General features: G+C 60.8%; 13 protein-coding genes. 5 read left to right on the plus strand and 8 right to left on the minus strand.

The genetic code is table 11. The features are described 5' to 3' along the window. The first annotated feature begins 60 nt into the window (after positions 1-60). Together AC3WRD_RS26235 and AC3WRD_RS26240 are read left to right on the plus strand one after the other, a co-directional pair. Positions 61-531: an RNA methyltransferase gene (locus AC3WRD_RS26235; RefSeq protein WP_007958066.1), complete on the plus strand. Its 471-nt coding sequence runs from the start codon at positions 61-63 to the stop codon at positions 529-531. A gap of 81 nt (positions 532-612) precedes the next feature. Beyond that, complete coding sequence (locus AC3WRD_RS26240) at positions 613-990, plus strand: YgaP family membrane protein (RefSeq protein WP_102622221.1); 378 nt, start codon at positions 613-615, stop codon at positions 988-990. A 3-nt stretch (positions 991-993) separates the two neighbouring features. On the opposite strand, the gene AC3WRD_RS26245 is transcribed toward AC3WRD_RS26240, so the two are convergent. Together AC3WRD_RS26245 and AC3WRD_RS26250 are read right to left on the minus strand one after the other, a co-directional pair. Next, complete coding sequence (locus tag AC3WRD_RS26245) at positions 994-2,223, minus strand: hypothetical protein (RefSeq protein ID WP_102622220.1); 1,230 nt, start codon at positions 2,221-2,223, stop codon at positions 994-996. 81 nt (positions 2,224-2,304) lie between these two features. Then, complete coding sequence (locus tag AC3WRD_RS26250; protein ID WP_025110643.1) at positions 2,305-2,754, minus strand: YcgN family cysteine cluster protein; 450 nt, start codon at positions 2,752-2,754, stop codon at positions 2,305-2,307. A gap of 282 nt (positions 2,755-3,036) precedes the next feature. Between AC3WRD_RS26250 and AC3WRD_RS26255 the strand changes: the two genes are divergently transcribed. Then, the gene (locus AC3WRD_RS26255; RefSeq protein WP_085605592.1) at positions 3,037-3,630 is read left to right on the plus strand and encodes a nitroreductase family protein; all 594 of its coding nucleotides are present in this window, start codon (positions 3,037-3,039) and stop codon (positions 3,628-3,630) included. A 50-nt stretch (positions 3,631-3,680) separates the two neighbouring features. Here AC3WRD_RS26255 and AC3WRD_RS26260 read toward each other — a convergent pair whose 3' ends face one another. The 4 genes from AC3WRD_RS26260 to AC3WRD_RS26275 all read right to left on the minus strand — a co-directional run bounded on the left by AC3WRD_RS26260 (position 3,681) and on the right by AC3WRD_RS26275 (position 7,924). Next, positions 3,681-4,613, minus strand: a complete 933-nt coding sequence (locus AC3WRD_RS26260; RefSeq protein ID WP_102622219.1) for a D-2-hydroxyacid dehydrogenase — start codon at positions 4,611-4,613, stop codon at positions 3,681-3,683. 106 nt (positions 4,614-4,719) lie between these two features. Further along, positions 4,720-5,013, minus strand: coding sequence for a YcgL domain-containing protein (locus tag AC3WRD_RS26265; protein WP_096819387.1), 294 nt, complete (start codon positions 5,011-5,013; stop codon positions 4,720-4,722). Next, positions 5,010-6,143 carry a ribonuclease D gene (rnd, locus tag AC3WRD_RS26270; protein WP_096819388.1) on the minus strand — a complete coding sequence of 378 codons (1,134 nt, stop codon included), beginning with the start codon at positions 6,141-6,143 and terminating at the stop codon, positions 5,010-5,012. The genes AC3WRD_RS26265 and rnd overlap by 4 nt, the downstream gene beginning before the upstream one ends. A gap of 131 nt (positions 6,144-6,274) precedes the next feature. Continuing rightward, positions 6,275-7,924: a phosphoethanolamine transferase gene (locus tag AC3WRD_RS26275; RefSeq protein ID WP_102622218.1), complete on the minus strand. Its 1,650-nt coding sequence runs from the start codon at positions 7,922-7,924 to the stop codon at positions 6,275-6,277. A 308-nt stretch (positions 7,925-8,232) separates the two neighbouring features. Here AC3WRD_RS26275 and AC3WRD_RS26280 point away from each other — a divergent pair, with 308 nt between their 5' ends. After that, positions 8,233-9,417: a cyanate transporter gene (locus AC3WRD_RS26280; protein WP_102622217.1), complete on the plus strand. Its 1,185-nt coding sequence runs from the start codon at positions 8,233-8,235 to the stop codon at positions 9,415-9,417. A gap of 212 nt (positions 9,418-9,629) precedes the next feature. Further along, positions 9,630-10,565 (plus strand): LysR family transcriptional regulator, encoded by a 936-nt coding sequence (locus AC3WRD_RS26285; RefSeq protein ID WP_096819391.1) that lies wholly within the window; start codon positions 9,630-9,632, stop codon positions 10,563-10,565. A gap of 3 nt (positions 10,566-10,568) precedes the next feature. On the opposite strand, the gene AC3WRD_RS26290 is transcribed toward AC3WRD_RS26285, so the two are convergent. Further along, positions 10,569-10,934, minus strand: coding sequence for a 5-carboxymethyl-2-hydroxymuconate Delta-isomerase (locus AC3WRD_RS26290; RefSeq protein WP_096819392.1), 366 nt, complete (start codon positions 10,932-10,934; stop codon positions 10,569-10,571). 53 nt (positions 10,935-10,987) lie between these two features. After that, complete coding sequence (locus AC3WRD_RS26295) at positions 10,988-12,196, minus strand: low temperature requirement protein A (protein ID WP_102622216.1); 1,209 nt, start codon at positions 12,194-12,196, stop codon at positions 10,988-10,990. Between the last annotated feature and the right edge of the window lie 16 nt (positions 12,197-12,212).

Consider the following 12,212-nt stretch of genomic DNA (forward strand, 5'->3'; position numbering starts at 1 on the left):
CTGCCCGCCCTCCCCCAATCCCCGTATAATCGCCCTCTTTTTCCCGAAGGCACCCCGCTCGTGGCAGACAAACGGTACAGCTGCATTGGTTTGTATAACCCCAAATCACCGGAAAACGTCGGTTCGGTGATGCGCGCCGCAGGCTGTTACGGCGTGTCGACCGTGTTCTACACCGGCAAGCGCTATGAGCGCGCCGCCGATTTCGTCACCGACACCAAGCGCGTGCACTACGACATCCCGCTGATCGGCATCGACGACCTGAAAAAGATCTTGCCGCTCAATTGCGTCCCGGTCGCCGTGGAACTGGTCGACGGCGCCCGCCCGCTGCCGGAATACACGCACCCGGATCGCGCCCTGTACATCTTCGGCCCCGAAGACGGCTCGCTGGATCAAGAGATCCGCGACTGGTGCGAAGACGTCGTGTACATCCCGACCACCGGTTGCATGAACCTCGCCGCCACGGTCAACGTCGTGCTTTACGACCGCATGGCCAAAGGCTTGAACACCCGTTCCGGGCCGAAATTCCGCTGAACCGCCGCACATCCGATGGAACGAGCTGACCGCCCACGCAGTCAGCTTGTTTATCCATTACTCAATGCCTGGAGAAAGATCATGACCGAGCTCAAACGCGTCGAGCGTATCGAATCCACCCCGTTCCAGACCCGTTCCGAGCAGAACGTCGAAGGCTGGGAGCGCATCGGCTCGCTGGCCGGCGGCGTGATCATGGTCGGCAAGGGCCTGCGCCGTGGCGGCGTGTTCGGTTTGATTCAGGTGGCGATTGGCGGCGTGGCCATGGCCCGTGGCATCACCGGGCACAGTTCGGTGAAAAGCCTGCTGGAGAAAAGCCGTCAGGACATGAACAACGTGCGCACGAAGATCGAGCGGGCCGGTGAAGAACTGAGCAAGCTGAAAGCCAATGCCGAAGTGGCGACCAGAACCGCCACCGTGACCGGCAATGATTCGGTGAAGTCGCCGAAGGCCGGGGTCTGATCGCTACTGAAGCAAACCGCTATCAAGCACCTTGGACGACTCGCCGATCACACTCTCGGCGAGTTGCACAAACGCCTTGGTATCCACCGTCCCCAGATGCATCGCCCCGCGCAGCACATCGTCCAGCGACCGTTTGTTGCGGGTCTTCAGACGGATTTCGCGATCCAGTTCCTGTAACAGCAGAACCGCTTTGGACACCTGCGCCGGACTGATCTGCTCGCCACGCAGTGTGCTGACCTTTTGGCTGTCCTTGGCCAGTTTTACCTGCAATGCCTGATAACGCTCGTCGCTCATGCCCCCGGCGCGGCGCACCAGTTCGACGGCGTAATACTCGGCGAAACCTTCCTTTATCCAGTCACTGCGCTGCTCGTCGTTGATCCGTCCGAACACCTGCGCCAGCTCGCGGACCAAGGGGCTGCTGCCGCTTTCGCTGACCAGCGGCAACCGCGTGTTGAGGTAGATCGACTCCCGCGCCGCCAAGCTGCCGCGCCACATCGGGTCGTTGGCACCGACGATCAGCAGTTTGGTCGGATGGCGGGGAAACACCGCTTGCACCTGCGGCCAGACAAACGTCAGCAATGTCAGCACGTCCATCCGGCGCATGCCCTGCCCCTGCGGCGAAGCCACCGTCACTTCGGTTTCCCCCAGCCGCGTGCGGCGGCTGCCGAGGTGCCCGGCGAGCATCCAGCCAGTGGGTCGGTCGAACAGACGGGACGGATTGTCGATGCGGAATTTGTTCTTGCCGATGCGCGGCCAGGCGGTTTCGACGCTTTTCCAGCCGTCGGGCAGTTCGAAGTGCAGGCGCGAGACCAGTTCGATGCCGTCCTGCTGATCGAGCCTGGCTGGCGGCACCAGTTCATCGCCGCGCATCAACGCCCAGGTCGGGGTCATGCGCGTGTCGAAGCTGCCGTTCTTGCGGCCGTGGCTGATGCGTACGCGGTAGGTCAGGCTGGCCTTGTCCGCCGTCGGGCGCCATATGCCGCGCGCCTGCTGGCCCGGCGTCAATTGCCATTGGCCGTCGGCCTTGAAGTCGCTGTAGTGGCTGCCGTCGCCGAGGTCGAAATCCAGACTGCGCACGGCTTCGCCTTTGGCAAGGGTCAGGCGCACTTCCGCCTGATCGCTTTGCGGCAACAGACGCACGTGGTAATCCAGATCGACCTTCTTCGCCGCCCACACCGGCGCGCTCAGCATCAGCAGTCCGACGATCAGCGTCCGGCGCAATCCCACAGCCATACACACTCCTTGTTGAAACTTGAATCCTCGGCGGGGCTTACTCCTCAGAACTTAACTCCTCAGAACTTAGCCCCTCAGAACTTAGCCGGCCCGGAAAATCAGGTGATCTTCCCAATCGTCTTCCGGCACGCTGCCTTCGGCGAGCATGCGCCCGGACTGGGAAATCCGTTCGTGGTGCACGGCGTCGCGATCACCGCAGACCAGGTGGTGCCACAACGGAAGATCCTTGCCCTCGCTGACCAGCCGATAACCGCAGGTCGGCGGCAGCCATTTGAACTCTTCGGCCTGGCCCGGGGTGAGCTGGATGCAGTCCGGGACAAACTTGATGCGGTTCGGGTAATCGCTGCACTGGCAGGTTTTCAGGTCCAGCAGTTTGCAGGCGATGCGCGTGTAGTAGACGCTGTTGTCTTCTTCATCCTCGAGCTTCTGCAGGCAGCACAGGCCACATCCGTCGCACAGCGATTCCCATTCCTCGTGATCCAGTTGATCGAGGGTTTTGCGTATCCAGAACGGTTCGACTTTGGCGGCCATGGCTCAAGCATCTACATCAGGTGGTGAAAAGGCCGCCAGTCTAGTGCCCAAGGCCCCGTGGGCCAAGCGCTGGCGACTGCCGGTTGTGCGGGGCTTGTCAGTTTTTGCGCGGCCAAGTAGCTTTGCCAGTCTCAAGAAGCCTTGGCTGGGTGCCATTAACGCTCGACCGCGTTGCATTCCGGTGAACTGCACGGCTTCAGATACAGCCCCCATCGTTCAGCCCAACTGATCCCGCCGGGTTTTGCTTCAAACCTATCCTCAAACGTAGCAAGGAATCTCTCGATGAGTGCCAACCCTCGCGTTGCCGAATACGCCATTCACCCGCAGTTCACCGATCGCTGGTCGCCCCGCGCCTTCACCGGCGAAGCGATTTCCGAGGAAACCCTGCTGAGCTTCTTCGAAGCCGCGCGCTGGGCGCCATCGGCGTACAACTCGCAGCCGTGGCGTTTTCTCTACGCCCGTCGCGACACGCCGAACTGGGAGCGTTACCTGGGCCTGCTCAACGAATTCAACCGCAGCTGGGCGCAGCACGCGTCGGCGCTGGTGATCGTGATTTCGAAAACCACCTTCACCGCACCGGGCGCCACCGAAGAAACGCCGGCGCTGTGGCACACCTTCGACACCGGTTCCGCGTGGGGCCACCTGGCGCTGCAAGCGAGCCTGAGCGGCTGGCACACCCACGGCATGGCCGGCTTCGATCAGGAGCTGACCCGCAAGGAGCTGAACATTCCGGAAGGTTATGCGCTGCACGCTGCTGTTGCGGTAGGCAAGCTGGGTGACAAGGCAACCCTGGCGGATTACCTGCAAGCGCGGGAAACACCGAGCCCGCGTCGTCCGCTGAGCGAACTGGCGGCTGAAGGGGATTTCACCCTCTAAGCCCCATCGTTTGATCGTTCCCACGCTCTGCGTGGGAACGATCTTCGTAATCAGTAACCGCGTGCGAAATCCACTTCCCCACGCAACGCTTCGCCCGCCTGATATGCCCGCAAGTTATCCAGAAACAACTGCACCATCATCGGCGGCGATGTCGGTGCCGAGCTGTGCCCGGTCAACAGCAAGCCCCACGCGGTCCAGAACGGATGACGTTGTGGCAACGGTTCCTGACGGCAGACGTCGATCACCGCGCCGGCCAGATGGCCTTCCTTCAACGCTTCGACCAGATCCGCATCGACGACGGCCACACCGCGCCCGGCGTTGATGAACAACCCGGTCGGCTTGAATTGCTTGAACAGCGCCGCGTCGTAGATGTCGTGGGTGTGCTCGGTGTTGGGCAGCAGATTGACCACGTAATCCACCTCGCCCACCAGCCGTGGCAGATCCGCCATCGAACCGACTTCGACAAACGGCGCCTGTTCGCGAGCGCTGCTGGCGATGCCGTACAACTCGACGCCGAACGGCAGCAGAAACTGCGCCACGCTCTGGCCGATGTCACCGGTGCCGACGATCAGCACCTTGCGCCCGACCAGACTCTGGCCGGTGCGACTGTCCCACTTGCGCTCGACCTGGCTGACCAGCCGGGCCAGCACTTCGCGCTCGTGACCGAGCATGTAGGTCAGCACGTACTCGGCCATCACCTGACCGAAAATGCCGACCGCCCGGGTCAAGCGGTAATCCCGGCGCAGGCCGTCGGCCAAGAGCGGCGTGATGCCGGCCCAGGTCGATTGCAGCCATTGTGGCTGATGGCCCTGACGCAGCAGAGTCGCCAACAGATCCGGCTGACCCAGCCACACCGGGCAATCGACTGCCTGGCGAGCCAGCTCGGCAGAGTCGCCGCTGGTCAGCACTTCAAGCTCCGGGGCCGCCTGACGCAGCAGTCGGGCATATATCGCGTGGTCGTGTTCAGCAATCAGAACGCGCATGTTCAAACCTTTCGCAAACCGTGCAGACGGCCGCCCACTTCGTGGCGGTCGTCGCCGTAAAAACAGTTCCAGGGATTACAGGAGGCCCAGGACAGGGCCTCGCAGGTCAGACCGGGTCGTTGCGTCGCAGCAACTCTTCGGGCAAGTGTTCGATGTACTCGTCCTCGGCCGGCGGCATTTGCAGGTGGTAACCCTGCTTGTCGAGGTTTTCCAGCACGACGACGATGTCTTCACTGGCCAGCTTGCGCTCGGGAGTCAGCACCAGATCGAAGGAGTGCCTGGCCTTGCCGAACGCCAGCATCAAGGCTTCCGGCACACGCTCCAGCGCATCGCTCTTGAGCACGTAAAGGTACATGCCGCTGCGTTTCGAACTTTGGTAAATCGAGCAAATACGTTTCAAGGCTGTTCTCCGGCGGTGGCCAGGCTGTCGAGCAGCATCTGGCCCATCAATTCGCGGCGCCAGCCACGCAGCGAATCAGGCAATTGGTAAGGCCCCTCGGGGAAGCCGCTTTTGACCAGCGCTTCGAGGGTTTTCTTGCGCAGCATCAGTTCCGGCGCGATGCTCAGGCGTTCAGCTTCGGCCTGACCGAGCGCCCGCAGCTGTTTGATCAGCGCAGCGGCTTCGATCGGCAGCGGCTCTGGCACGGCTGGCGGCCATTGATCTGGCCCCACACTGCCAGAGCGCTTGATCAGATCAAGCAGAAACTCGCCGTCCTGACGCACGGTACGCGGGTGCATGTCTTCGATCTTGCCCAGCGCGCTGAGGTTGTCCGGTTGCGTGCGCGCCAACGGCCACAACGAATGCTCACGGACGATGCGGTTGCGCGGCAGATTGCGGGCACGGGCCTCGCGCTCACGCCAGGCGCACAGCTCGCGCAGAACGGCGAGTTGGGCGCGGGACAGTTTCCACGCCAGCTTCGCCTCGCGATACACCTCGTACGGATCGGTCTCACGGCGCAGGTTGGCGACCAGTTCGGCGCCGTCCTCCAGCACCCAGGCGTATTTGTCGTCAGACAGCTTCGGACGCAGTTGTACGAAAACCTCCGCCAGATGCACGGCATCTTCTGCGGCATAGCTGATTTGCGTGTCGGACAACGGGCGCTGCAACCAGTCGGAACGGGTTTCGCCCTTGGGTAGTTCGATGCCTAGCACTTCCTGCACCAGACGCGAGTAACCCATCGAGAACCCGAGGTTCAGGTAGGCGGCGGCCAGTTGCGTGTCGAACAGCGGCGCCGGCAGGCTGCCGGTCAGGCGCAGCAGGACTTCGAGGTCTTCGCTGCACGCGTGCAGGACTTTGAGCACCGCCGGGTTTTCCAGCAACGCCGCCAGCGGTTGCCAGGCGTCAATGGTCAGCGGGTCGATCAGATAGGCGCGTTTGCCGTCGCCGACCTGCAACAGGCCGGCAATCGGGTAGAAGGTGTCGACCCGCATGAATTCGGTGTCGAGGGCAACGAAAGGCAGCTGCTGCCACTCGGCGCAAAACTGCGCGAGGCTATCGTTGTCGCGAATCCAGTGAATATCGATGGCCACACGGCTCTCCCTTCAAGAATGGCGCGCAGTATATATCGCCACCGGCGCTTTCTGCGCCTCCGCAGGGCAAGTGCTTTGATGAAATCTCCTGCTGGATAGCAAGAATAGTCTTACAGAAAGATTCCGCAGGCTCAGTCCTTGGCCAGAACCCCGTCGATGACCGCACCGCGGCAACCGGCAAACATGTCCAGATCGTGCTGATAGACCTGGCTCTGCACTTCCAGCAAACCGAGCATCGAATGGAACAGGTTGTCCTGACTCAACGGTTTGTTGCGGCTCAATTGCAGGCAATGGGTGTCGACCGAGTAGGACTTCTGATAGCTGTCGGAGAACCAGGCCAGCATCGCCACATGTTTCTGTTGTTCCGGCGCCAGCATGTAAGGCGTGCCGTGCAGGAACAGGTTGTACTCGCCAAGCGACTCGCCGTGATCGGAAAGATACAGCATGGCGGTATCGACTTTTTCCTGATTACTGCGCAAGACATCGATCAGGCTCGACAGCACATGGTCGGTGTACACCAGCGTGTTGTCGTAACCGTTGACGATGCTGTCGCGGCTGCAATTGTTCAGTGCGTTGCTTTCACACACCGGGGTGAAGTGTTCGTATTCCTTCGGATAACGCTTGAAGTATTCCGGCCCGTGGCTGCCCATCTGATGCAGCACCAGCACGGTGTCCTTGTCCAGGTGATCGATGAAGCTCTGCAGGCCTTGCAGAAGGATTTCGTCGCGGCATTCGCTGTTGGCGCACAACGCCGGATCTTTCAGATTGCTCACGTCCTGCTGGGTGACGCGATCGCAGGTGCCTTTGCAGCCTGACTGGTTGTCGCGCCAGATCACATCGATGCCAGCGCGCTTGAGCACGTCCAGCAGCCCTTCTTGATTCTTCGCCTTGCTGGCGTCGTAATCCTTGCGGCCCATGTTGGAGAACATGCACGGCACCGACACGGCCGTTTCAGTGCCGCAGGAATGCACGTCGGTGAAGGCGATCAAACCGGCTTCCTTGTCCAGTTTCGGCGTCGTATCACGTCCGTAACCGAGGATGCCGAAGTTCTCTGCCCGGGCACTTTCGCCCACCACCAGCACGGTCAGCGACTTGCGCGGACGGTTTTGCAATGCAGGGTTGCGCTGGGCGTCTTCACCGATCTTGATGAACGGTTGCTGGGCGGAAACCACCTGTTCACGCAGATAGCCGGCCGACGCGCCGATGTAATTGCTCGGCACCAGCATCAGGCGCAATTCATGGTGGTTACGAAACAGCGAGGACAGGCCCTGATAGTTGGCCAGTGCCACACCGCCAATGACGGCGACCGATGCTGCACACACCACAACTTTGCTTAATAACTCTCGGTGCCAGCGACGATAGTTGACGGGCAACTTCCACAATAACCAGGACGGCAAGACACCCAGGAACACGATATAAGCGAACAACTTCAACGACAGTAGATCGCGAACTTCCGTGGCATTGGTTTCAGCAAAGTTGCGAAACATGCCGGCGTCTATCATCACGCCATATTGGCTCATGAAATAAGCCACGCCGGCACTGATCAGAAACAGTACCGTCAACACCGGTTTCAATACCGGGCGAAAGCTCAGAAACGTCAGCACGATGTTGTACGCCGCGAAGATCATCACCCCGAACGCAATGCGCATGGCGATGCCCTTGCCGTCGGCCGCGGTGATCTCGAAAAGGTGTTCCCAGAGTACGAAATTGAATCCGGCCAAAAGAAAGGCGCTGGCAAACAACGTCACCCATTCCGGGCGCACGGCTTTTAACTTGAACATGATGAAGAGGCGATTTCCTGAAAAGAAGCGCCGTCGTCAATTGTGAAAATTTCATTGACTAAGGCGACAAAAACTCTACGCAGAAAACCATCAATATTTTGTGAAAAAGAAGCCAACGATTAGTTAGCTCATGAAATAACCATGAAACTTGAAAATGCGTCAGGCCTGATTCAGTAAAAATCGCCGCAGGCTTGCGCAGAGGGATCGGGAGACGTATCGACTTTTTAAATACCCCTCGGGATTTTCTGATTTGCCGGCCCCCACACCACGCCCGCCTAATCGACAGCCTCTGATTCAAAGGTCTGAAGATGGAAAACGTTCGCGCCACTGCCCGCCCCGCCGTCTGGCTGATGCTCGGTATCGTCCTTGTCGCCCTTAACCTGCGCACGTCGATGGCCGCCGTCGGGCCTTTGCTGTCGGCGATTCGCGGCGACATACCGTTGAGCTTCAGCCTCGCCTCGCTGCTGACCATGCTGCCGGTGATGGCGATGGGGCTGGCGATGTTTTTCGGAATCGGCATCAGCCAGCGTCTGGGCGAACGGCGCACGGTGGTGCTGTCGTTGCTGATCATCGGCCTGGCAACCCTGTCGCGGCTGTTTCTCGACTCGGCGGCGCAACTGATCGTCAGCGCCGTGCTTGCCGGTGTCGGCATCGCGCTGATTCAAGCGTTGATGCCGGCCCTGATCAAATCGCGCTTCCCCGACAACGTGGCGCTGTGCATGGGTCTGTATGTCACCTCGATCATGGGCGGTGCCGCGCTGGCCGCCTCCTTTGCGCCACGGGTGTTGCTCGACACCGGCAGTTGGCGGGCAGGTCTGGCGATCTGGGCGGTACTGGCGTTGCTCGCGCTGCTGTTCTGGTTGTTGCAAAGCAACGACACAGCGCCTGTCACAGCCACCAAGGCAAAGAAAGAAACCTTCTTCACCCATTCCCGCGCCTGGCTGCTCGCAATCTTCTTCGGTCTGGGGACGGCGTCCTACACCTGCGTATTGGCGTGGCTCGCGCCGTACTACGTGGAAAACGGCTGGAGTGAACAGAACGCCGGTCTGCTGTTGGGTTTTCTGACGGCCATGGAGGTGATTTCCGGCCTGGTGGTTCCCGCTATCGCCAACCGCAGCCGTGACCGACGCCGGGTGCTGGGCGCCCTGCTGGTGCTGATCATTGGCGGTTTTTGCGGCTTGATCCTCAGCCCGCAACACTTGAGCCTGCTGTGGCCGTGCCTCTTGGGTCTGGGGATTGGCGGGTTGTTCCCGATGAGCCTGATCGTCTCCCTCGACCACCTCGACAATCCGCAGCGCGCCGGCGCTCTGACCGCCTTCGTGCAAGGCATCGGCTATCTGATTGCGGGCCTTTCACCGCTGCTGGCAGGGATGATCCGCGATCGACTGGGCAGCTTCGAATGGGCCTGGTGGTCACTGACAGCCATCATGGTGCTCATGCTGTTGATCGTGTGGCGCTTTGACCCTCGGCATTACGCCCGGCACTTTCGCTGATCGGGCGTTGTGCACGGGGCTCACCCCTCTAGCTAAAGGCTTCTGGCCATCTTTGCCAGGTTTGATTCGACACGTCGTATTCCTAAAACTTTCTGTCCCACAACTGTCCGTGAAAAATCCTACAGGGCTTTCTCCTGGGACCATCGTTCCGTTACGATCATGCGCACACGTTTGCGCGGATTCAGCGCAAGGAGCACAGCGAGACAGAACGGATGCTGAACAGTAACTTGCTTAGAAAGCTCGACATGCAGGATCTCATGGTGTTTGTCGCCGTGTATGAGCAAAGCAGCGTCACCGATGTGTCGGAGGCGCTGTTTGTCAGTCAGTCCACCGTCAGTTACTGCCTGAAAAAATTGCGCACCAGTTTCGAAGACGAATTGTTCGTCAACACCCGCACCGGCATGCGCCCGACCTACAAGGCCAGCAGCATGTATGGCCATGTGCAGAAGATCCTCGAAAGCATCAACCTGTGCCACGCCGGCGCCCCGACTTTCGACCCGATGGCGCAACCGGTGACGTTCAACATCTGCGCACCGGAATACTTCGAACAACTGATCCTGCCGCGGCTGTTGAAGCGTTTCGACTTCGACGATCTGCCGGTGATGGTCAACATGCACAAGTTCGAAACCGACGTGCCGGCTGAAGAACTGCGCGATGGCAGCCTCGACCTGGTGGTCTGTTTCGGCCCCAACTTCCATCGCAGCCATACCGATCTTAAATCCCGGATGTTGCTGGAAGATGACCTGGTCTGCGTCTTCGACAAACGCGCCACGCCGCTGGAGCCACGCCTCAGCCTGCAAGCCTTCACCGAACGCCGGCATGTGTTCCCGACGCCCTGGACGTCCACCACCAACATGGTCGATGGCTGGCTCGCGCGTCAGGCGCAGAAGCGCCAGATCGTCGCCCGTTCCAACAGCTACAGCGCCGCGTTGAAGATGATCACCGGCACCGATTTCATCCTTACCCTGCCCCGGCGGATCCAGCGTTTGCTGACCAACGACGCGGTGTTCAATCACTGCGAGGCGCCGAACGGCCTGCCGGGTTTCACCCTCGACATGCAGTGGAGCCACAGCGTCGATCAGGACAGCGCCAATCTGTGGCTGCGCGAGCAGGTCATCAAGACCTGCGCGGAGCTGGAGGCGGCCTGAGTCTTACACGCCGATGGCGACTTTGCTGTAGGACTCGCGATCGATGTCGAGCAGTTCCACACTCAACTGCACTTCGACACCGGCCGGCCATTCGCACAGGTCCTGCAGCACCGCCAACAGGTTTTGCGAGAGTTGTTTCTTGATCTCCGGGGAACGACCGCTGAGCAGCGCCAGCCTCACCGCTACAAAGGCACGCTCGCTCATGGCGGTACCGACCTTGAAGGATTCCACCTTGACCGCGCGGCTCTTGATATCGAACTCCGCCGCGAACTGACCGGAACCCACCAGGGTGTTGTTGAGCCGGATCAACGCCACGTCGGCGTTCAGTTGCGGCAGGTTGGCGGTGTATTCCATGTGCAGGTGTGGCATCGGGAGACTCCAGTCAGTCGGCAGAAAGGTCGTACATATAACACAGCCCCGCCCTACTCTCCTGCGGCTTTTTCCGACGCGGGAACCGGTAGCGCCCGACGCAGCGCCAGGGTTTCCCAGATCGCCACCAGCACCACGGCTGCCGTGGTCAACGCACCGAGCGCCAGCGCCGAAAACCAGTGATTCAGTGCCAGCGGCAACAGCAGCGTTAGCGCTATCAGCCCGACCACATGCGATAACGGTGGAAACGGTCGGTCAGCCATGACCCACTTGAACAATGCATTGCCGAGCAGGAACAACCACGGCCCGGCAACGATCACGACGATGCCGGCGTCGCTGGCGTGATCCGGATGAACCAGCACCAGTTCATCGGCCACCGCGCTGACGATGACCCCGGCGACGATCAGCACATGCAGGTAGGTGTAGGCGATTCGCGCCTGTCGCCCGGGGTCGGCGGAATGGGCGATACGGTGGTGCGCGCGCTCCGCACCGCTGTCGAAGTACACCCACCACATGGCGATGCTGCCCAGTACCGCCACCAGAAACGCCAGCAGTCCATCGCGGCCCGGCGTCAGCTCGGCGAAGGTCGCGCCAGTCACCAGCAACGATTCACCCAGGGCAATGATCACGAACAGCGCGCAACGCTCGGCCATGTGATTGCCTTCGACGTTCCAGTCACTCAAAGACGATCGGCCCAGTCCCGGCACCCAGAAATACAGCGACGGCGAAATCAGTTCGATCAGCAGCGCCAGCGCCCAGCAGAACAGCCGCTGTTCGCCTTCGACAAACGCTCCGCCGATCCAGAACACCCCGGACAACGTCAGCCACGCGAGGATGCGCTGAAAGTTGCGGGTCATGTTCAATGACTCCCCGCGAACCGCCCAGATCGCGAACAGCGTGCGCCCGACCTGCATGAACACGAACGCAGCCGCGAACATCAGACCGCGCTCGGTGAACGCCTTGGGGATCGAAGAAGAGAGCAGCAGACCGGCGATCATCAGGCCGAACAGCCCGAGGCGCACCGGCAGTTTTTCCGGGTCGAGCCAGTTGGTGATCCAGGACGTGAAGATCCACACCCACCACACGGCGACCATCAGCAGCGCCACGTGTACCGCGCCCTCGATCGACAGGTGCGCGAGCAGCGTGTGCGATAGCTGAGTCACGGCAAACACGAACACCAGGTCGAAAAACAGCTCGACCATGCCGACCTTGCCACTGTCGAGACTGCCGCGCCCACGCAGCAAACCACGGGAAATGCTCATGGGTGGAGGCTCCGCC

The sequence above is a fragment of the Pseudomonas sp. FW215-R2 genome (assembly GCF_058789255.1).